At 72.9% G+C, this 21,725-nt stretch carries 13 protein-coding genes; 3 read left to right on the top strand and 10 right to left on the bottom strand.

Features of this window, described 5'->3' with window-relative positions; genetic code table 11:
• Positions 1-13: 13 nt before the first annotated feature.
• Positions 14-1,237 carry a cytochrome ubiquinol oxidase subunit I gene (locus tag Athai_RS10365; protein ID WP_203961308.1) on the bottom strand — a complete coding sequence of 408 codons (1,224 nt, stop codon included), beginning with the start codon at positions 1,235-1,237 and terminating at the stop codon, positions 14-16.
• A 140-nt stretch (positions 1,238-1,377) separates the two neighbouring features.
• Here Athai_RS10365 and Athai_RS10360 point away from each other — a divergent pair, with 140 nt between their 5' ends.
• Complete coding sequence (locus Athai_RS10360; RefSeq protein ID WP_203961307.1) at positions 1,378-1,698, top strand: PadR family transcriptional regulator; 321 nt, start codon at positions 1,378-1,380, stop codon at positions 1,696-1,698.
• 7 nt (positions 1,699-1,705) lie between these two features.
• On the opposite strand, the gene Athai_RS10355 is transcribed toward Athai_RS10360, so the two are convergent.
• The 8 genes from Athai_RS10355 to Athai_RS10320 form a co-directional block, all read right to left on the bottom strand.
• The gene (locus Athai_RS10355) at positions 1,706-2,380 is read right to left on the bottom strand and encodes a permease prefix domain 1-containing protein (RefSeq protein ID WP_203961306.1); all 675 of its coding nucleotides are present in this window, start codon (positions 2,378-2,380) and stop codon (positions 1,706-1,708) included.
• A gap of 88 nt (positions 2,381-2,468) precedes the next feature.
• Positions 2,469-7,532 (bottom strand): NAD-glutamate dehydrogenase, encoded by a 5,064-nt coding sequence (locus tag Athai_RS10350; RefSeq protein WP_203961305.1) that lies wholly within the window; start codon positions 7,530-7,532, stop codon positions 2,469-2,471.
• Between the two features lie 253 nt (positions 7,533-7,785).
• Positions 7,786-8,982 (bottom strand): arginase family protein, encoded by a 1,197-nt coding sequence (locus tag Athai_RS10345; RefSeq protein ID WP_203961304.1) that lies wholly within the window; start codon positions 8,980-8,982, stop codon positions 7,786-7,788.
• A gap of 165 nt (positions 8,983-9,147) precedes the next feature.
• Positions 9,148-10,074, bottom strand: a complete 927-nt coding sequence (locus Athai_RS10340) for a tetratricopeptide repeat protein (RefSeq protein ID WP_203961303.1) — start codon at positions 10,072-10,074, stop codon at positions 9,148-9,150.
• Between the two features lie 130 nt (positions 10,075-10,204).
• On the bottom strand, positions 10,205-10,432 hold the full coding sequence (locus tag Athai_RS10335) for a GntR family transcriptional regulator (RefSeq protein ID WP_203961302.1): 228 nt from the start codon (positions 10,430-10,432) through the stop codon (positions 10,205-10,207).
• 391 nt (positions 10,433-10,823) lie between these two features.
• Positions 10,824-11,912 carry a TFIIB-type zinc ribbon-containing protein gene (locus Athai_RS10330; RefSeq protein ID WP_203961301.1) on the bottom strand — a complete coding sequence of 363 codons (1,089 nt, stop codon included), beginning with the start codon at positions 11,910-11,912 and terminating at the stop codon, positions 10,824-10,826.
• A gap of 92 nt (positions 11,913-12,004) precedes the next feature.
• Positions 12,005-13,204, bottom strand: a complete 1,200-nt coding sequence (locus Athai_RS10325) for an SPFH domain-containing protein (RefSeq protein WP_203961300.1) — start codon at positions 13,202-13,204, stop codon at positions 12,005-12,007.
• 163 nt (positions 13,205-13,367) lie between these two features.
• Positions 13,368-17,648 carry a S8 family serine peptidase gene (locus tag Athai_RS10320; protein WP_203961299.1) on the bottom strand — a complete coding sequence of 1,427 codons (4,281 nt, stop codon included), beginning with the start codon at positions 17,646-17,648 and terminating at the stop codon, positions 13,368-13,370.
• Positions 17,649-17,778: 130 nt separating this feature from the next.
• On the opposite strand from Athai_RS10320, the gene Athai_RS10315 reads away from it, so the two are divergent.
• A complete protein-coding gene (locus tag Athai_RS10315) occupies positions 17,779-18,822 on the top strand; it encodes a helix-turn-helix domain-containing protein (RefSeq protein WP_239156847.1) in 1,044 nt (347 codons plus the stop codon).
• A 149-nt stretch (positions 18,823-18,971) separates the two neighbouring features.
• The gene (locus Athai_RS10310; protein ID WP_203961297.1) at positions 18,972-19,913 is read left to right on the top strand and encodes a pyridoxal-phosphate dependent enzyme; all 942 of its coding nucleotides are present in this window, start codon (positions 18,972-18,974) and stop codon (positions 19,911-19,913) included.
• A gap of 43 nt (positions 19,914-19,956) precedes the next feature.
• On the opposite strand, the gene Athai_RS10305 is transcribed toward Athai_RS10310, so the two are convergent.
• A complete protein-coding gene (locus Athai_RS10305; RefSeq protein ID WP_203961296.1) occupies positions 19,957-21,651 on the bottom strand; it encodes a coenzyme B12-dependent isobutyryl-CoA mutase large subunit in 1,695 nt (564 codons plus the stop codon).
• Positions 21,652-21,725: the final 74 nt, after the last annotated feature.

Here is a 21,725-nt window from a genome sequence, read left to right as displayed (position 1 = left end):
CCGTTGTCCCCTCTCACACCACGGCCGGCTCGGGCGCGGTCGTCTCCTCGTCGCCGAGCACCCGGCCGAGGATCAGCCGGTGCGGCCCGCGCCGCGCGAGCATCAGCAGTACCAACCAGTTCGTCACGGCGAGCCCGACCACCAGCACGCCGAACAGCGCGAGTGACACCGCGACCGGGCCGGTCGGCAACGAGGCGGCGTCCGCGGTGCGCAGCACTCCGTAGACGACCCAAGGCTGCCGGCCGACCTCGCGCACCAACCAACCGCAGACGACCGCGACGAACGGCAGCGGAATCCACCAGGTCATCACCCGCAGCAGGAGTCGCCGGCGCACGATCCAGCGGCGGATCAGGAAGGGCAGCAGGAACAGCCCGAGGTAGGCGGAGTACTCGCCGAACTGCTGCATGATCGAGAACGGCACCGAGATCCAGCCCGGCGGCCGGTCGGTCACCGGTGCCGTGCCCTTCGACGCCATGATCGCATCGACCTTGCCGGGCTGATCGGTGCGCAGGTAGTCCAGCTGAGCCCAGCCGTACTGGAAGGTGAAGAACGCGCCGACGAGCCCGACCAGGACGCCGATCCGCAGCGAGCGGAGGAACACGTCGGTGTCGTCCGGGCGCCGCCGCAGCTGCCAGGCGCTGATCCCGGCGACGACCATGCCGCCGAGCATCGACGCGGCGGGCAGCAGGTGGCGCAGCGCGCCGACCGCCTCCGGGTTGGTGAACAGCGCCCGCAGGTCGGTGACGTGCGCGGTGCCGTCGCGCAGCAGGTATCCGACCGGGTGTTGCAGGAATCCGTTGGCCACCATGATGAACACCGCGGACGCGTACGCGGTGATGGTGACCAGGTAGAACGACACCAGGTGCGCAACCTTCGGCAGCGTGCCCCAGCCGAAGATCCAGATGCCGAGGAAGGTCGCCTCGGCGAAGAACGCGATGATCGTCTCCAGCGCCAGCGGCGCCCCGAACACCTGCCCGGCGACCCGGTCGACGCCGGTCCAGGCCAGGCCGAACTGGAACTCCATCACCAGCCCGGTGACGATGCCCAGGCCGTAGTTGACCACGTAGAGCTGGCCCCAGTAGCGCGTCATGGCCAGGTGCACGTCCCGGCCGGTCAGCACGTACCGGGTCTGCATGATCGCGATCATCGGCGTCAGCCCCAGGGTCAGCACGACGAACAGGAAGTGCACGTTCGCGGTGAGCGCGAACTGCACCCGGGCCAGGTCGACGGCGGTCACGTACCCTCCCATGAGTTGACGTCCTACGTGTAGACACGCTACATGTAGAGGTCCAACACGCAACCCCGAGGGAACCCCGAGACCGGCCGGCGGGCCGCGGGCGGTGGGCGCCGAGATCGGCGGGTGGGTAGGTTGACGGCATGAAGGCGGACCGGCTCCGCGGGCACCTCGACGCGCTGGTGCTCGCCGTCCTCGACGACGGCCCCCGGCACGGGTACGCGATCGCCGAGGCGCTGTCGGCGCGCAGCGGCGGTGCCGTCAGCATGCCCACCGGCACCCTCTACCCGGCACTGCGCCGGCTGGAGCGTGCCGGCTACCTGCGCAGCGAATGGGCCACGGTGGCCGGCCGACAGCGCCGCACCTACTGGATCACCGACGCCGGCAGCCGGTTCCTCGCCGCCGAGCGGGCCGACTGGCGCGACTTCAGCGCCGTCATCGAAGGCGTCCTCGGCACCGGCTGACCGACGTTCAGGCCGGCCGGGGCGCCGCCGCCACGAACGACCGGCGGGCGCTCGCCGCAATCAGCCCCGCCGGCGCCGCGACCGCCAGTACCGACGTGACCACCGACCCGACGCCGGCCAGGCCCGGGGTAGCCAGCGACATCACCGCGCACGAGACCAGCATCGTCGCCGCGACGCCGAAGCCGAAGGCCCCCGACGCGCGGGCCAGCAGATCGGGCCGGGGCAGCACCCGCTGGCCGTAGGTGAACGCGACCAGCACCGCGCACAACGCGACCCCCACCGGGATCAACTGCAACGCGTCGACCGCCCGGGCCAGCAGCCGGTACCCGTCCGACGGCGCCGCGCCCGACCACAACCGGTGCTCGCCCAGCCGCCAGGACAGCTCGGAGAACAGCCACACGCCGAGCTGCACCGCGGCGGTCAGCAACAACGTGCGCCGGCCCTGGGACAGCGCCAGCTCGGTGCGGTACTCGCCGGCCAGCTCGCGGACCGTGCCGAAGTCGGCGACCGCCAGCTCCTCGGCCCGCCGCGCCGGCCAGCCGGCGGACCGGTAGGCCGTCGCCGCGTCGACCAGACCGTCCCGGGCCTCACCGACCAGGCTCGCCCGGGCCCGCGCCGGGCCGGGCAACGCCGCCGTCAGCGCACGCACGTACTCCTCGATCGGGCCCACTTCGCCGCGCATCCCCCAGGATGCCGCAGCGGCCCGAACCGCGCGTCCGGGAATCTCCCCGACCCGCCGGCTGCCGGGCCCGGCCGGGCCCGGCAGCAGCTCAGTTCGCGGCCAGCGCGGAGGTGCGCACCACGGTACGGATCTGGCGCAGCAGCACCGACAGCGCGGCGAGGTCCGAGCTGGTGCCGTGGAACTCGCCGATCGCGGCCAGCGCCCGGCCGATCGGGGTGGCGTTCTGCTCCGCCCACGCGTCGACCCGTTCGGTGGCCGGCAGCGACGAGTCGGTCGCCGCCAGCGCCTCGGCGGTCAGCGCCGCGAGCGCCGCGTACAGGTCGTAGCGCAGCGCCTGCCGGGCCTGCGTCTGCCACCGGTCGTGCCGGGGCAGGTTGGAGATCTTGTCCAGCAGCTCGTCCACCCGGAACCGCTCCGACATCGCGTAGTACACGTCCGCGATCTCCGCCAGCGGCCGGCCGGTCGCGTGCGCGACCTCCACCACGTCGAGCAGGCCGAAGCCCCACAGCACCCGGGTCGCGCGGTCGGCCAGCTCCGCCGGTACCCCCTCGGCGGCGAGCTCGTCGCGGTGCTTGGCGTACGCCTCCTGCTCGGCGCCGCGGTACAGGCTGCCGACCTTCGGCAGCAGCTCGGCCATGCCCGAACCGAACCGCTCGATCTCGTCCGGTACCGCCAGCGGGCTGCGCCGGTTCTGCAGGATCCAGCGCACCGCCCGGTCCAGCGCCCGGCGGGTCCGCAGCAGCGCGTCGACCTGCGCCGCCGCCGGTACGGTGTTGTCCAGCGCCTCCAGCTCGCGCCACAGCGGCGCCAGGCCGAACACGTCCCGGGTGATCACGAACGCCCGCAGCACCTCCACCTCGCTCGCGCCGGTCTCCTCCATCGCCCGGAACACGAAGGAGATGCCGCCGCGGTTGACGGTCTCGTTGACCAGCAGGGTGGTGACGATCTCGCGGTGCAGCGGGTGCTCGGCCATCTGGTCGGCGTACCGCTCGCGCAGCGCCGTCGGGAAGTAGTCGACCAGCGTCTGCGCGGTCCACGGCTCGTCCGGCAGGGTCGAGTCGAGCAGCTCGTCCTCCAGCGCGATCTTGACGTAGGCGAGGATCACGCAGAACTCCGGCGAGTACAGGCCGAGGTTCTGCTTGTCCCGGGCCGCCAGTTCCTCGTCGGTCGGCAGCCCCTCCAACACCCGGTCCAGCCGACCCGAGCGCTCCAGGTCGGTGATCAGCCGGCGGTGCACCGGCAGCAGCGGGTACGCCTGGGCCCGGGCGCAGCCCAGCGCGGTGTTCTGGTCGTAGTTGTCGAGCAGCACGTGCTCGCCGATCTCGTCGGTCATCTGGAACAGCAGCGCGCGACGCTCGTCCTCGGTCAGCTCGCCGGCCGCCTTCGCCCGGTTGAGCAGCACCTTGATGTTGACCTCGTGGTCGGAGGTGTCCACCCCGGCGGAGTTGTCGATGAAGTCGGTGTTGATCCGGCCGCCGGCGGCCGCGAACTCCACCCGGCCCAGCTGCGTGCAGCCCAGGTTGCCGCCCTCGCCGACGATCTTGCAGCGCAGCTCGCCGCCGTCGACCCGGATCGCGTCGTTGGCCTTGTCGCCGACGTCGACGTTGTTCTCGGTGCGCGCCTTGACGTACGTGCCGATACCGCCGTTCCACAGCAGGTCGACCGGCGCCAGCAGGATGGCGCGCATCAGCTCCGGCGGCGACAGCGACGTCACGTCGTCGGCCAGGCCCAGCGCGGCCCGCGCCGGGCCGGAGATCGGGATCGACTTCGCGGCGCGCGACCACACCCCGCCACCGGCGGAGATCGTCGACGCGTCGTAGTCGGCCCAACTCGACCGGGGCAGGTCGAACATCCGCCGCCGCTCCGCGTACGACGCGGCCGGGTCCGGGTCGGGGTCCAGGAAGATGTGCCGGTGGTCGAACGCCGCGATCAACCGCGTCGTCTCGCTGCACAGCATGCCGTTGCCGAACACGTCGCCGGACATGTCGCCGACACCGACCGCGGTGAACGGCTCGGTCTGGCAGTCGGTGCCCAGCTCCCGGAAGTGGTACTTGACCGACTCCCACGCGCCGCGGGCGGTGATGCCCATCTTCTTGTGGTCGTAACCCACCGAACCGCCGGACGCGAACGCGTCACCCAGCCAGTAGCCGTAGTCGATCGCGATCTGGTTGGCGATGTCGGAGAACGTCGCGGTGCCCTTGTCCGCGGCCACCACCAGGTAGGTGTCGTCGCCGTCGTGCCGCACCACGTCGGTGGGGTGCACCACGGTGCCGTCCGGCTCGATGTTGTCGGTGACGTCCAGCAGCGCCGAGATGAACATCTTGTAGCAGGCGACGCCCTCGGCCTGGAACGCTTCTCGGTCGCTCGCCGCGGGCGCCTGCTTGAGCACGAAGCCGCCCTTGGCGCCGACCGGCACGATCACCGCGTTCTTCACCATCTGCGCCTTGACCAGGCCGAGGATCTCGGTCCGGAAGTCCTCCCGGCGGTCCGACCAGCGCAGCCCACCCCGGGCCACCGCGCCGAACCGCAGGTGCACGCCCTCGAACCGGGGCGAGTACACGAAGATCTCGAACCGGGGTCGCGGCTTGGGGAGCACCGGCACCCGCTGCGCGTCGAGCTTGACCGCCACGTACGGCTTGGGCCGGCCGGTGCCGCGCTGGAAGAAGCTGGTGCGCAGGGTCGACTCGATCAGCGTCAGCAGGTTGCGCAGGATCCGGTCGGCCTCCAGGCTCGCCACGTCGTCCAACTGCGCGGTGATCGCCTCGATCAGGTGCTGGCCGTGCTCGGCGCGCGCGGAGTCGGAGAGCTGGATGCGCGGGTCGAAGCGGGTCTCGAACAGCGCCACCAGCAGCGTCGCGATGCCCGGGTAGGCCACGATGGTGTCCTGGATGTAGTCCTGGCTGAACACCGTGCCGGCCTGCCGCAGGTACTTCACGTACAGCCGGAGGATGACGATCTGCCGCCAGGTCAGCCCGGCGCGCAGCACCAGCTGGTTCAGACCGTCCACTTCGGACTCACCGCGCCAGGCGGCGGAGAACGCGTTCTCCACCTTGGCCCGCACCTGCGACATGTCCAGCGCATCCGCCGGCGGGCGCAACCCGAAGTCGTACAGGTAGATCGTGCCATCGGCGCGGCAGATCTCGTACGGCCGCTCGTCCGCGACCCGCACCCCGAGCGAGTGCAGCACCGGCAGCAGCGCCGACAGCATCATCGGCTCGCCCAGGCGGAACACCTTGAACCGCAGGTCGTCGTCGTTCTTGCGGCGCCGGTACAGGTGCATCGCGAGCTCGCCCGGCTCGTCCAGCAGCTCCAGCTTCGCCAGGTCCTTCGACGCCTCGTACGGCGTGTGCTCGTCCTGGTAGGTCTGCGGCAGCGCCGACGCGTACCGCTCGTACAGGTAGCGGGACTGCTCGTCGCCGAGCTTGGCCTGCAGCACCAGCCGGAAGTCGTCCTCCCACAGCCGGGTCGCGTCGGCCAGCTCGTGCTGGATCGCCTCCACGTCCAGCTCGCCGGGCGGGTCGGCCGGGTCGGTGCGCACCGTGACGTGGATGCGGGCCAGCTGGCCCTCGGTGACCCGGGTCGAGTAGTCCAGCCCGACACCGTTGAGCCGGTCCATCAGGATCCGCTGGATGCGCAGCCGGTTACGGGTGGAGAACCGGTCCCGCGGCAGGAACACCAGGCAGGAGATGAACCGGCCGTACGCGTCGCGGCGCACGAACAGCCGCAGCTGCCGGCGACCGGCCAGCCGCAGCACGCCCATCACCGTGCGGTACAGCTCGTCGGTGGAGATCTGGAACAGCTCGTCGCGCGGGTAGGTCTCCAGGATCTCCATCAGGTCCCGGCCGGAGTGGCTGCGCGGCGACAGCCCGGACCGGCGCAGCACCGTGGACACCTTGCGCCGCACCACCGGCAGCTCGCGGGTGGACTGCACGTACGCGGCCGAGGTGAACAGGCCCAGGAACCGCTTCTCCCCCACCACGTTGCCGGCACCGTCGAACGTCTTGATGCCGATGTAGTCGAGGTAGGCGTTGCGGTGCACGGTGGCCCGCGAGTTCGCCTTGGTGATCGTCAGCAGCCGCTTCTCCAGCGCCTTCGCCTCCGCCTCCGGCGCCATCGAGGACAGGCTGCGCGGCTTGGTCGGTGCGCCACGCAGGATGCCCAGGCCGCTGCCGTCCACCGGCGCCAGCAGCTGCTCGTCGTCGCGCTGGGCCAGCTGGTACTCGCGGTAGCCGAGGAAGGTGAAGTGGTCGTCGGCGAGCCACTGCAACAGCTCCACCGCGTCCTCGATGTCCTTGTCCGGCACCGGCAGCTGCGCGGCCTGCAGCCCGGCGGCGAGCTGCCGGGCCCGGTCCACCATGTCCGGCCAGTCCTCGGACACCTCCCGGACGTCGGTGAGCACCCGCTCGATGTCGCTCGACAGCGTCCCGAGCGCCGCCTCGTCCTGCTGCCGGTCGACCTCGAAGGTCATCCAGCTCTCCACCGTGTCGTCCGGGCCCGCCTGGTCGGCCTCCAGCCGCGGCAGCACCTCGACCAGCTCGCCCGCGGCGTCCCGGCGCACCACCACCTGGGGGTGCACCACCAGGTGGATCTCCAGGTCGTGCGCGACCAGCGCGGCGGTCACCGAGTCGACCAGGAACGCCATGTCGTCGGTCACCACCGACAGCACCGTGTGCCCGCTGTCGTCGGGGTTGCGCAGCTCCACCTGCGGCTGGCCGCTGCCGCGGCGCTGCGCCAGCTTGCGGTGCCGGCAGGTCGTCTCGTACAGCTCGGCGCCGGTCCGGCCGACCAGCTCCTCGTCCGGCACCAACCGCCAGTACAGCCGGACCAGATCGGCCATCTCGTCCGGCGAACTTCCGGCGGCACGGCCGGCGTCGGCGGTGGCGAGCTCGGCCGCCTCGGCCAGCAGCGCCTCGCGGTTCTCCACCGCCTCGGCGAGGGCGGCATCGTCGGCCACCTCGTCGATCGCCGCACCGGTCGGGTCACCGGCCGCCGGCGGTGCGCCATCGTCGCCCGGCGCCACTTCACGCCCGGTCGGAAGAGCCGAGCCGAACGAATCGGCGCCCTCCGACGTCTCGCCCGCTGCGGTCTGGTCGTCCGCTGCGGTCCGGCCCGCTGCGGCCGCCGAAGGATCCGTCGCCGAACGGCGATTCATGGGTAGCCACTCCCCTCGCCCCACCACGCTGTGGGTCATCCGGCTCCACCCTATGACCTTCCTGCAGCGTGGAGCCATCCGGTGCGGCCGGATGCGGAGCGTGCGCAACCCGACTACACACGGGCGGATGACGGCGCACCGGACATACCGGCGCCGCGATACCCAACCCCGCGCTGCGCGGGCGGTCACGTCCGCGCGCGCCAAAGTGATCGAGCCCATGCGGCCCGATGGTCGGCGGACTGGACCAGCGGGACTATTCGGGCCATCCGAGCCGGGACGAAGTACCGACTCCCGTCCCGGCGTTCGGCTCGTCGACGGGCCAACCGAGACCGGTCGACCGGCGCGGCGCGACCGGACCGGCGCCGGCCGCCGGCGGGTCCGCCAGCGCCACCGTGATCGTCGCGTGCCGCGGGGCGGAGCCGGCGGCGATCGGCGCCGACCGCCCGGCCGGACCGGTCGGCCCCGCCAGCTCGGCCGACCCGGCAGTCGCCGGGTCAGCCGCCGCAACCGGCGCCGCCGGCCGGTCCCACCGGGGCCGTAGCCCGGCCACCAGCGCATCCACCAGCTCGCGGGCGAACGTGCCGTCCGGGTCGTAGTCCGGGTCGAACACGGTGACCTCGACACCCAGACAGCCCGGCACCGCGACCAGATCGGCGAGCAGATGCTCCAGCTCCCCGTAGCCGATGCCCCCGTCGCTGGGCGCGTCGACCGCCGGCAGCACCGTCGGGTCCAGCACGTCGGTGTCCAGGTGCACCCAGAATCCGGCGGTGTCGGACAGCAGCGACGCCGCCCACGCCGCGGTGCGCGGCATCCCCTCGGCCCGCAGTACCGGCACGGTGCGGTGCGGGATGCCGGCGGCGGTGATGTCCATCCGGTACGCGTCGTCGTCGCGGATGCCGAGCACCACGATGTCGGACTCCCGCAGGTACGGCTTGAGCCCGTCGATGTTGGTCAGCCGCGCGTCGCCGCGCCCGGTGACCAGCGCCAGCTCCTCGCCGCCGGCGGCACCGACGTAGTCGGCGTTGCCCGGATGCCGGAAGTCGGTGTGCCCGTCGACGAAGACCAGCCCGTACCTGGTGCCGGCGTCGGCACCGCGGCGGCGCAGCGCGAGCGCCGACCCCAGCAGGATCGAACAGTCCCCGCCCAGCACCACCGGGAACGACTCGTCGGCGAGCAGCGGAGCCAGCCGCTCCGCCAGCTTCACCGCGTAGTCGGCGACCTGGTCGGCCTGGTTCACCCCGTCGCCGGGCGCCCACTCGCCGGGGTCGTAGCGCGGCGGCACGACGCAACCGGCGTCGCGCGCGTCGAGCCGGGCGAGCAGGTCGTGGTCGCGCAGCGCACCGGGCGCCTTGGCACACCCGGGGACCGCACCCGCCGTCGGGGGCGTCAACCCCAGATTCGACGGCGCGTCCAGCACCGTGACCGGCTTGGCCCCCCGCTCGCCCGCCATCCGTTCAGACCTGCGCGGAACGGGGGTCGGCGGGCTGCGGCCGGGCCAGCCACCCGCTGGCCGCGTTGTCGGCACGCCCGAGTGGCTCCACCACCCGGACACACCGCCGCCTGGCCAGCCTGCGGCTGGACTCGGCCTCGCTGCACCACCCCATTCCGTGCACGCCTAGAACAACGCCGACGCCAGGTCGCGACGGGCCGCGGCGACCGCCGGGTCGTCCGGTCCGGCCACGTCGAACAGGCCGAGCAGGTGCTTGCGCACCGCGTCGCGTTCCGGGCCGCGCAGCCGGCGCACCGTCTCCACCAGCCGCTGGTACGCCTCCTCGGCGCGACCGTTCATCACCTCGACGTCGGCGGCGAGCAGCTGCGCGTCCGCGTCGTCCGGGCGCTGCTGGGCGTCGGCCAGGGCACGCCGCGAGTCGACCGTCTGCACCCGGCGCATCAGCGCCACCTGGGCCATCCCGGACGTGGCCAGCGGGTCGTTCGGCCGCTCGGACAGCACCTGGGAGAACAGCTCCTCGGCGCCGTCCAGGTCACCGGCCGCGAGGTTGTCGTCGGCGTCGACGATGCGCGGGTCGACCTCCGATTCGGCCGGCGCGGCACCGCCGGCGGCACGCACCGCGTCGATCCACTGCCGCAGTTGCTGCTCCCCGATGCCGCCGGTGAAGCCGTCGACCGGCTGGCCGCCGACGATCGCGTACACCGTCGGAATGGACTGCACCCGGAACGCCTGGGCGAGCCGCGGGTTGGCGTCCACGTCGACGGTGGCGAGCACCCAGCTGCCGGCCGCCTCCGCGGCCAGCTTCTCCAGCAGTGGGGACAGCTGCTTGCACGGCCCGCACCACTCGGCCCAGAAGTCGACCACGACCGGGACCTGGAGGCTGCGCTCCAGCACCTCGGCCTGGAAGTTGGACTCGTCGACGGCGACGGACACGCCGGCCGGCGGCGTCCCCGCGGCCGGGCCGGCGGTGTCGGTGGACGGGGCCGGCTGCGCCGGCGCGGACTGGCTGGCGGCGGGCGGCCGCAACGCGCCGAGGTCCACCGCTCCACGGGTGAACGACGACGGAATCGAACGGGGGTCGAGCTGACTCATGCCACCTAGTCTTCCACCTGGATGCGGGTAGCCGCCGCCCGGCGCCGAAGGTAGCCGACCGTTCACGCGGTATGCACATATTGCCGAAAACGTCCGCCCCCGTCATGCTCCGCCACGCCCGCGATCGGCTCTATTCCTGGCCCTTGATCCAGGTGCCGCGGCGGGAGGTGACGACCAGGTCGCGGTCACGGAGCAGTGCGATGGCCTTGCGGATCGTCTGCCGGGCGAGACCGAACTCCTGCCGGAAGGTCTCCTCCGACGGGATGCGACGCCGGTACTCGCCGGAGGAGATGCGAGCCGCGATCAGGTCGGCGAGCTGGACGTACATGGGCGTCATGCCGTCCGGGTCGAGGCTCATGAACCGATGGTGTCGAACAGATCAGTCAGCCTGCGAGCGCATACGAAACTTCCCTACCCTAGACGTAGCTTGCCTATAGTTTCCTATTGACGTACGCTCCACTGCCATACCGATTCGTCCCATTCGCGCGGGGGTTCACCATGGTTCGTCGCACTGTTCATCGCACCGCGCAGGCGCCTCGGGCGGGGTCGGAGGTGTGGATCAGCCCGGCGGCCGGGGTGCACGGCCGCGGCTCCTTCTGGGCGATGGTGGTCGCCAGCACCCCGGCGCTGGTCGCGGGCGCCGCCTACCTGCGGGTAGTGCCCATCGACGACATCGACGGCGACCCCGTCGTCCGCACTTACTACGTCCGGCTCACCGGCCTGCTGGTCCGCGAGCCGAACCGAACCGATCAGTGCTGGGACAGGACGATCAGGGTGATGATGGCGGCGATGAGCAGGACACCGGCGGTGATCGCGGCGGCGATCTTGGCTGCGCTGTACGGCCGCTCGCCGTGCACCTCACCGCTGCGGGCGTTGATCATCACCTGGTACGTCTTGCCCGAGTAGAGGTAGTTCGCCAGCCACACCGGCAGCAGCATCAGCTTGTACATCAGGTTCGCGTACCGGGTGTCGAACCAGTCGATGCGCTGCACGTCGCCGCCGATGTCGCGGCGGATGTCACCCTTGATGACCGCGGCCATCTTTCCCTTGGCGACCTCCAGCCCCTGCTCCGGCTCGACGTCGTAGCGCAGCGTCTGGTAGCCGGCCAAAAACGCCGGCTGGTAGGGCACGGACTGCTGCAGCGGCCACGGCTCGAGCTTCTCGGTGCGCGACGCGTCGAGCTGCCGGGTGCCGACCACCAGCACGTCGTCGAAGAACCGCCGCACCTCCCCGGACGCCGGGTACCACCGGGTGTGCTGGACCTGGCGGGTCTGCTGGTTGCCGTTGGAGTCGGTGTAGGTCTCGGTGGTGTAGTAGTGCTCGCCGCGGGCCCCGGTGTAGCGCGACGCGGTGTGCGCGTCGTAGGTCCAGTGCGGCAGGTAGGTGCCCTTGGTCGACTCGGCGGTGGCCACCTTCTTCAACGCGCTCGGCGCGAACCAGCGGGACGAGGTCCACTTGCGCAGCGCGCCCCGGGCCGCCTTCTCGTCCAGTTGGAACGGCAGCACCGCCTCCGGCACCACCTGCTCGCCGGAACTCAGGTCGGCCACCATCGGCGCGCCGCAGAACTGGCAGGCCTGCGAGAGCGTGGTGCCCTGGGTGCGCGCGCCGCACTTGTGGCATGCGTACTGCTGGGGAGCGAGCTGCGCGACCGGCTTGCGCGGCAGCGTGGCCAGCTCCTCGATGTGGTGCTCCAGCACCTGCCGCTGGGCGAGCGGGATCGCCTGCTCGTGCCCGCAGTACGGGCAGCGCAGCGTGTTGGTGCCCGGGGCGAACTCGACCCGGGCACCGCACGACGCGCAGGGGAAGGCGTGCGGTGTGGAGGTGGCTTGTTCGGTCATGAGGGGCCTTACCGGAACAGACGATCGGACAAAAACGGCGCGCCGACCGGGGCCGCGTCGGTCCGGGGCCGCAGTGGCCCCGGGGGCGCCGGTCAGGACTGTGGCGGCAGCGGCGGCGGGGTGGCGCCGAACAGGTGGGCCAGCTCGCCGACCTGGCCGGCCGCGGTCCACTGCGCCATCCCGTTGCGCCACACCAGGGTGTCGCGGGTCAGCGCGCCGCCGGACACCTGACCGGACAGCGCGGCGGAGTCGAACGGGCCCTGTTGGGCGCCGTTGACCGCGATGTACCACTGGGTCTGCTGCGGCAGCGGCGGCGGGGCGGCCGGCGCCGGCGGCTGCTGGTAACCCTGCTGGGGCGCGCCCTGCGGCGGGTAGCCGGGCGCGGCGGCCGGCGGGTACTGCTGCTGCGGGTAGCCCTGCTGTGGGTAGCCCTGCTGCGGGTTGATGTTCTGCGCGAACCGCTGCCCGGCGGCGACGCCCATGCCCAGACCGAGGCCCTCGCCCATGCCGCTGCCCGGGGTCCCGGCGGCCTCGGCGATCGCGTTGGCGGTCTGGTATTTGGTGTACCTGTCCAGATCGCCGACCACGCCCATCTCGGTGCGCTTGTCCATCGCCTTCTCCACCTCGGGCGGCACCGAGATGTTTTCGATGATGAACTTCGGGATGGCGATGCCGACCTCGGCGAGCTCCTGGCTGAGCGCCCCGGCCAGCCGGTCACCGATGTCCTGCTGGTGTGCGGCGAGGTCCAGCATCGGCACCTCGGCCTTGGCCAGCGCGCCGGACAGCCGGCCGACCAGCATCTGGCGGAGGTACTCGGAGACCTCCTCGGTGCGGAACTGCGGGTCGGTGCCGACCAGCTCGGTCAGCAGCCGACGCGGCTCGACCACCCGCATCGAGTAGGCGCCGAAGGCGCGCAGCCGCACCATGCCGAACTCGGGGTCACGCACCATGACCGGGTTCTGGGTGCCCCACTTCAGGTCGGTGAACTGCCGGGTGTTGACGAAGTAGACCTCGGCCTTGAACGGCGAGTGGAAGCCGTACTTCCAGCCCTTGAGGGTGGACAGGATCGGCATGTTCTGGGTCTGCAGCTCGTAGGTGCCCGGCCCGTACGCGTCGGCGATGCGGCCCTCGTTGACGAACACCGCGACCTGCGACTCGCGCACGACGAGCTTGGCGCCCATCTTGATCTCGTTGTCGTACCGCGGGAAGCGCCACACGATCGTGTCGCGCGTCTGGTCGAGCCACTCGACGATGTCGATGAACTCGCCCTTGATCTTGTCGATCAGCCCCATGAGCTTCCCTTCACGCACGCGCCACCCGGTCGAGCCGCCGCTCAGGGTAACAACGGCACACCAGATCCCGGACCGACCGTACGCCGGATCGGTACGGTCGGTCCGGGCCGGCCGGTTGGTGCCGGGTGGCCGACCGGGCCGAACCCGGTCGGCCGCCCGCCGGTCAGCGGCGCAGCCGGAGCCGGTGCACCCCGCCGTCGGCGGTGCCGGCGAACAGCCAGCGGCCGTCCGGGCTGCCGGCGAGGCTGGTCACCGCCGTACTGCGCAGCCCGCCGGACACGTTGTGCCAGCTGCGCCCGTTGTCCGTACTGCGCAGTACGCCCCGACCGCCCTGCGGCAGCCCGTTCGCGGCGTACGAGGTGGTCGATGCGTACAGGGTGTGACCATCGCCGGGCGGCGCGTACAGATCGCTGACCCGCACCGGCAGCCCGCCGGTGTCCGCGGTGGCGAAGTGCCGGCCACCGTCGGTACTGACCCGGATCGCCGAGCCGCCCACCACCACCCGCGACCCGGTGACCAGGATCGACCCGACCATGCCGCCGGCCACCTTGACCGCGGTCACACCGCCGTCGTCGGAGCGGTACAGCCCGTCCGCGGCACCGAGCCAGAGCCGGTCGGCGTCGGCCGGGTCACCGGCGATCGCGGTGTACGCCCGCGGGTGGTACAGGTTCTTCCAGGTCCGGCCGCCGTCGGCGGTGACCCGCAGCCCGTACCCGTGGGCGTAGCTCTTCATCGACACCACCACCCGGTCCGGATCCGCCGGGCTGGCCAGCACCGCGTACGCGACGCCGTTGGTGCGGTCCGCGCGGGTCCAGGTAGTGCCGCCGTCGGTGCTGGTCTGCAGCTCGTAGCTGTCCACCGCCGGGAAACCGAGCGACTTCCACGCCAGCCCCGGCCGCTTCGGCGACACCCCGTAGTGCGGCGCCGAGTAGGTGTATCCCTCCTTCGCCGGACCCCACTCCGCGGTACCGGCGTCGATCCGACCGGTCGGCAGCGGCGTGCTGTAGGTGTCCGCGCCGGGTGCACCGGCCAGCAGGTGCGCCGCGCCGCCGGTGTCGGTGGCCACCGCGAGATCGGACACCTCGGCACCAGGTACGCCGATCCGCCGGTAGCTGGCGCCCCGGTCGGAGGTGGTGTAGAGGCCGCCGTTCTCCTGGGACACCAGCAGCGCGTCGTCGCCGGGCCAGGCGTCGGCGTCGGTGTCGACCGGGCCGCGAGCCGGTCGCGGCATGGTCGTCCAGCTCGCCCCGTGCTCGGCACCCAGGTAGTCGACCTCGCCCAGGGCGGCCAGCCAGATCGTGCCGTGCACCAGCGACAGCGCGCTCGGATACGAGCTGGGCAGGGCGAACTTCCTCGTCCAGCTGGCGCCGCCGTCGGTCGAGGTGTAGACCACACCCTGGTTGTCGGCGTAGACCACCGCCTGGTCGTCGGCCACCACACCGGAGACGAACGCCGACCGGTCGGACACCTCGCGGACCACGGTGGCCGGCGCCGGCTGCGCCGAGTCGAACCCGGCCACCTTCACGATCCGGCGCAGCGTCCCCACGTACAGGTCGTGCCCGGACACCGCCGCCCACTGCGGCGCGTCGCCCCAGGTCACAGCCTCGGTGCGCCAGCGGTCACCGTGGTCGCGGCTGGTCAGTACACCGGTGTCGGTGACCGCGGCGAGAGTGCCGCCGGTGGCGTCGGAGACCAGCGCGTGCACCTGGGTGTCCGGGAAGTCCAGCGTGGTCCAGGTCCGGCCCCGGTCGTCGGTGCGCAGGATCTTGCCCTGGTAGGTGGGGTCGAACACGGTGCGCAGCGTCTGGCCGGTCGCACCGTTGACCGCGAGGTACAGCCGGCTGGACCGGTGCGGGTCGACGACCACCTGGCCGTCGCCGCCGGCCGCGACCGGCAGCCGGCCCGCGCGGGTCCAGTGGCCACCGCGGTCGGTGGTGATCCACGGCGCCGGGCTGGTCCACTCCAGCAGCACGGCCATCCGCTCGTTCGCCGGCGTGGTCGTCAGGTGCCAGGCGGTGGAGTTGGGGCCCACCGGCTGCCACTTCGCCGGTTCGCTGCGCGCGGTGACCTCCAGCGCGCCGGCGCCGGCCAGCCGCGGCCCGCTCGCCGCCCAGCCGGTGACCGCGACCTGGTAGGCGCCGGCCCGGCTCAGGTGCACCTCGGCCCGGTACCACTCGTCGTGGTCGCGCCGGGCGGTCACCGTCAGCGGCTTGCCGTGCCGGCCGGCCACCCGGACCTGCGGGGCACCGGTCAGCGGGGTCGGGCTGTGCACGAACACGGTGCTCGTACCGTCGCTCGGGTCCGGTGCCGCGCGCACCACCAGCGGCCGCTCCGCCAGCAGGTACGGCACCCGCAGCGCCGGGCCCTTCGCCGGGGCCGCGGCCACCCAGCCGGACACGTTCGTGTCGCCGGACAGGTCGCGCTTCGCCGACACCGTGACGGTGACCGTCGCGGTACCGCCGGCCGGCATGGTGATGCGGGAGGGCGTCACCGTCGCGGTCCCCGGGGTGCCGTCCGCGGCGACCGGCGTCAGCGCCGTGGTCGCGGCGGCGGCGCCGTCGTTGTGCAGGGTCAGCGTCGCGCTGCCGCGCACCGTGTCGCCGGACAGGTCGGCCAGCCCCAGCGACAGGCTGCTCGGCTGCGCGGTGACGTCCGCCGCCGCCGCGCGGGCCACGTCGAGCCGGCCGGCGCCCTGCACCGTCGGGTCCACGTCGGCCAGCCCGTGCGCGGTACCGACCAGCGCGGCGCCGATCGCCGCCGCCGACCGGTCCGGGTGCGCCTGGCGCAGCAGCGCGGCGGCACCCGCCACGTGCGGCGCCGCCATGCTGGTGCCGGACATCCGGTACTCGCCCGGCCCGTACAGCGAGGTCGGTACGGTCGAGCGGATCTCGACGCCGGGGGCGACCAGGTCCGGCTTCAGGCCGAAGCCGGCCGACGGGCCGCGGGAGGAGAACGACGCCATCGTGTCGGTGACGTCGGTACCGCCGATCGTGATGCGCAGCGCGTCGGTGGCACCGATCCGGCCCAGCTCCGCGTACTGCGAGTCGTCCATGCCGAGGACGACCAGCCGGTCCATCCGCAGGCTGTCGCCGGAGTCCAGGCCGTGCGCCGGCAGGTCGACGCCGGTGGCGGCGGACGGGGCGAACTGCGGTCCGGTGTTGCCCTGCTCGTACCCGATGACCGCGAGCGCGCCGCGCTGCTCGTCGGCGCGGGCCGCCGCGATGTCGGCGGAGCTGATCCGGTCCGCGCTGGGCGGCACCTGCCAACGGCGCAGCACGATCTTGCCGTGCACGTCGCCGACCCGGTCGTAGTCCGCGTCGGTACCGGCGCCGACGTCGACCACCGCGGCGCTGACCGGCTTGGCCGGCGGGTTGGCCGACAGCGGGCTGCGCTGCACCTGCAGCGGCTCGCGCTTCGGCGCGGTCAGCGTCGCCGCCGGCAGCCGGACGCCGGAGGTGGACGCACCGACCGCGAGCACCCCCGGGGCGTCGCCCGGCGAGCTCAGCGTACCGGCGCCGGGACCGTCGTTGCCGGCCGCGGCGACCACCACGACACCGGCGGCCACCGCCGCGGACGCCGCCTGGCCCAACGGATCCGTGCCGTCGCCCGGGGCGCCGAGGCTGAGGTTGACGACGTCGGCGCGGTGCTCGTTCGCCGGATCCACCGCCGCCTCGATGCCGGCGATGATGTCGGAGGTCCAGCCGCTGCCGGAGTCGTCGAGCACCTTGTACGCGGTCAGCGTCGCGTCCGGCGCCACGCCGGTGACGCCGCCCGGCTTCGCGGCGCTGCCGGCGACGATGCCGGCCACGTGAGTGCCGTGCCCGTTGTCGTCGGCCGGGTCGGCGTCGTCGTTGGCGAAGTCGTAGCCGGCGACGACCTTGTGCCCGGCCCCGAACCCGCCGCCCAGGTCGGGGTGGGTGTAGTCGACGCCGGTGTCCACGATGGCCACCGTGACACCGGTGCCGCGTTCCGGCCGGCCCTGCGCGTCGTGCTGCTGCCACACCTGCGGCGCGCCGATCAGCGGCACGCTGGTGTCGGTACTGGTGTGCGCGCGCACGTCCGGCAGCACCGCGGTGACGCCGGGCAGCGTGCGCAGCATGGCCACCTCGGACGCCGGTACCCGCAGCGCGATCGCGTTGTCCAGCAGGGTCAGCGAGCGCTGTTCGCGCACCGCCACCCCGGCCTTCCTGGCCCGGGACAGGAACGCCCGGTGGTCGTCGGCGAGCTTGGTGCGGGCCGCACCCACCTTGGCCCGGCCGGCCGCGGCGACCGTCCGCGCCGGGGCGGCGGCGATCGCCGGCTTGCCGGACAGTTCCACGATCACCCGCTGGTCCGCACCGGACGGTGCGGCCGGCGCGGCGCCACCACCGGGGCCGAGCAGCCCCGCGGTGGTGACCAGCGCGGCCGCCGCCGCGGCAGCCAGCCGGAATCGATGCCGTCTCATCGTCGTCACTCCTCGCGGCCGGCATGAGGGGATGCACCGGCCGCCTAGATTCCAGCCGGCGCCGCCGCCAGCCACAACGCGTACGGGTGGCCCATTGCGGTCGGTGGCACCGATGGGCCACGATCCCCGGATGGTTGTCACCTCCCTGGGCGCGGCCGGGATCGGCGAACTCGACGAGTCGGTCTACCGGTACGCGCTCGCGCACGGCGACGTGACCCCCGGCGGGGTCGCACTGGCGCTCGGGATCGGCACCGAGCGGGCCGCCCGCTCGCTGGACCGGCTGCGCACCGACGGGTTGCTGCACCGGCTCGGCGGCCGTCGCCGGCGGTACGGCCCGAGCGAGCCGCGGGTGGCGGTCGAGGCGCTGCTGCGCGCCCGTACCGCTGAGCTGGACGCGACCCGGAGCGCGGTCGACGAGCTGGTCGCGTTGTTCCACAATGGACAGGCGCCGGCTCCGGACACCGACGCGATCCAGGTGTTGCACGGAGCGGAGGCGCTCGGCCACTGGTTCGTCCGGCTGCAGCAGGAGGCCCGCGACGAGGTGCTGTCGCTGGACCGTCCGCCGTACGCGTTGACGTTCAGCAACCCGATCGAGCCGGTCACCCTCGGCCAGGGGGTGCGCTACCGCGTGGTCTACGCGCCGGAGGCGCTCGACCAGCCGGGCGGGCTGGACGAGATCCGCCGCCAGGTCGCCGGCGGCGAGCAGGCCCGGGTGATGCCCGGCCTGCTGCTGAAGATGACCGTCGCCGACCGGCGGCGCGCGCTGCTGCCGCTGAGCCTGGACTTCACCGAGGTTCGTGCCGTGGTCGTGCACCGCTCCACGCTGCTGGACGGGCTCGTCGACCTGTTCGAGTCGTACTGGCGGCGCGCCGTTCCGCTGTCCCACGTCCTCGCCCACCGTGCCGCCGCCCAGGACCCCCCGGACGCCCCGGACGACGGCCAGGACGACGCCCGCGAGCCCCGCGACGCCCGGGAGGCCGGTGAGGGCGTCGATCCGGACGACCGGGAGCTGCTCGCGATGCTGGTCAGCGGGCTGAAGGACGAGGCGGTGGCGCGCCAGCTGGGCTGGTCGTTGCGCACCATGCGGCGCCGGGTGCAGCGGCTGCACCAGCGGCTCGGCGCCACCAACCGGTTCCAGGCCGGCGTCCAGGCCGCCCGCCGCGGCTGGATCTGACCGCGGCGACCGCGGCGCGGGCCAGCACGCCGCCCGGGGCCGCCCCGCCCGCAGGTCGGCACCATCGCCGCACCGCGCCGTCGCGCGCGGCCCGACCGGCATCCCAGCCGTACCAGCACCCGGCCGTGCCGGCATGAGACGGTGGACGCATGATCGAACTGACCGAGATCCGGGCAGCCGCCGACCGGATCGCGCCGTACGTGCTGCGCACCCCGACGGTGCCCTCCCCCGGCCTGTCCGAACTGCTCGGCGTCCCGGTCACGGCCAAGCTGGAAGTGTTGCAGCGCACCGGCTCCTTCAAGGCTCGGGGCGCGACGAACAGGCTGCTCCAGCTCGGCGACGCGGACCGGGGCGCCGGTGTCGTCGCGGTCAGCGGCGGCAACCACGGCATTGCCGTCGCCGTGATGGCCGGCGAGCTCGGCGTCAAGGCGACGGTGGTGATGCCGCGCACGGCGCCGGAACACGCCCGGCAGGCCGCCACCGCCGCCGGTGCCACGGTACGGGTCACCGACGACATGCCGGCCGCGTTCGCGCTCACCGCCGCGCTGCGCGCGGACGGGCTGGTCGCCGTGCACCCGTTCGACGATCCGGCGGTCCTCGCCGGTCAGGGCACCGTCGGGCTGGAACTCGCCGACGACGCCGGCGACCTGACCGACGTACTGGTCAGCATCGGTGGCGGCGGGCTGATCGCCGGCATCGCGGCGGCGCTGCGCGAGCTTCGCCCCGGGGTACGGGTCTGGGGCGTGGAAACCGAAGGGGCGCAGGCGATGTCCGCGGCACTCGCGGCGGGCGGGCCGATCGACGTGGAGCTGTCCTCGATGGTGTCCACGCTGAGCGCGCCGCGCGTCTCGCAGCTGACCTACGACCACGCGGCAGCGCTGGTCACCGATGTCCTCGTGGTCTCCGATGCGGACGCGGTCCGCGGCACGTTGGAGATCGCCGACCGGGCGAAGGTGTGGACCGAGCCCGCCGCCGGTTGCCTGCTGCCCGCCGCGCGGCGGGTGCTCGACCGGGTCGGCCCGCAGGCGCGCCTCGGCCTGGTGCTGTGCGGCGGCAACGCCACCACCGCCTCGCTCGGCCTGGGCGGCTGATTCGCGCCGGCCGGGCCGGCGACGTCCGGCCCGGCGGCAGCGGTCAGAAGCGGGCGGGTTCGGTGTAGGCACCCCAGGTGTCGCGCAGCGCGGAGCAGATCTCGCCGAGCGTCGCCTCCGCCCGGCAGGCGGTGAGCATCGCCGGGATCATGTTGCCGTCGCCGCCGGCGACCGCGACCAGCTCGGCCAGCGCCGCCCGTACCGCGGGCTCGTCCCGGCCGTCGCGGCGCCGGGCCAGCAGCGCCTTCTGCTCCACCTCGACCTCGTGCGACACCCGCAGGATGTCCAGCTCCTTGCTGACGGTGTTGAGGTGGCTGTTGACCCCGACGATGCGCTTGTCCCCCTTCTCCAGCGCCTGCTGGTAGGCGAACGCGGACTCGGCGATCTCGCCGGTGAACCAGCCGTCCTCGATGCCGCGCAGGATGCCGGAGGTCATCGGACCGATGGCGTGCTCGACGTCGTCGCCGCCGCCCATGGTGAGGATCCGGGCGAAGATCTGCTCGGCCTGCTGCTCGATCCGGTCGGTCAGCGCCTCCACGTACCACGAGCCGCCGAGCGGGTCGGCCACGTTGGTGACGCCGGTCTCCTCCATCAGCACCGCCTGGGTGCGCAGTGCGATCTCGGCGGCCTGCTCGGTGGGCAGCGCCAGCGTCTCGTCCAGCGCGTTGGTGTGCAGCGAGTTCGTCCCGCCGAGCACCGCGGCGAGTGCCTCCACCGCGGTGCGCACCACGTTGTTGTACGGCTGCTGCGCGGTCAGCGAGACCCCGGCGGTCTGGGTGTGGAACCGCAGCCACTGGGCCTTCTCGCTGGTCGCGCCGTACCGGTCGCGCAGCCACCGGGCCCAGATCCGCCGGGCGGCCCGGAACTTCGCGATCTCCTCGAAGAAGTCGACGTGCGAGTCGAAGAAGAACGACAGCCCCGGCGCGAACGTGTTCACGTCCATCCCCCGGGACAGCCCCAGTTCGACGTAGCCGAACCCGTCGGCGAGGGTGAACGCCAGCTCCTGCGCGGCGGTCGACCCGGCCTCCCGGATGTGGTAGCCGGACACCGACAGCGGCTTGTACCGCGGGATCTCGGCGTTGCAGTACTCCATCAGGTCGCCGATCAGGCGCAGGTGTGGCTCGGGCGCGAACAGCCACTCCTTCTGCGCGATGTACTCCTTGAAGATGTCGGTCTGCAGGGTGCCGTCCAGGGTGGACAGATCGGCGCCCTGCCGCTCGGCGGCGACCAGGTACATGCAGAACACCGGCACCGCCGGCCCGGAGATCGTCATCGAGGTGGTCACGTCGGCCAGCGGGATGCCGTCGAACAGCACGTCCATGTCGGCGGCCGAGTCGATCGCCACCCCGCAGTGCCCGACCTCGCCGAGCGACCGCTCGTCGTCGGAGTCGCGGCCCATCAGCGTCGGCATGTCGAACGCCACGCTGAGCCCGCCGCCGCCGGCGCCGAGCAGCATCTTGTACCGCTGGTTGGTCTGCTGGGCGTTGCCGAAGCCGGAGAACTGCCGGATCGTCCAGGTGCGCCCGCGGTAACCGGTGGCGTACAGCCCGCGGGTGTACGGGAACTCGCCCGGCCAACCGATCCGCTCGAAGCCGGGCACGTCGGCGCCGGGCGGCGGCCCGTACACCGGGTCGACGTCGTCGCCGGACAGGGTGCTGAAGTCGGCGTCGCGCCTGCGCGCCGCGTCGTAGCGCCGCTGCCAGCGTTCGCGGCCCGCCTCGATGTCGGCCGAATCCATCAGCACTCCCTAAGTCCCTGAACGATCCCTCAGGCCCACGATACTAGGACGCCCAACTATCGGGTCGCCACGCC

The sequence above is a fragment of the Actinocatenispora thailandica genome (assembly GCF_016865425.1).
GTDB lineage: Bacteria > Actinomycetota > Actinomycetes > Mycobacteriales > Micromonosporaceae > Actinocatenispora > Actinocatenispora thailandica.
Note: the sequence above shows the minus strand (reverse complement) of the source record. Positions and strands in the feature narration are given on the sequence as shown.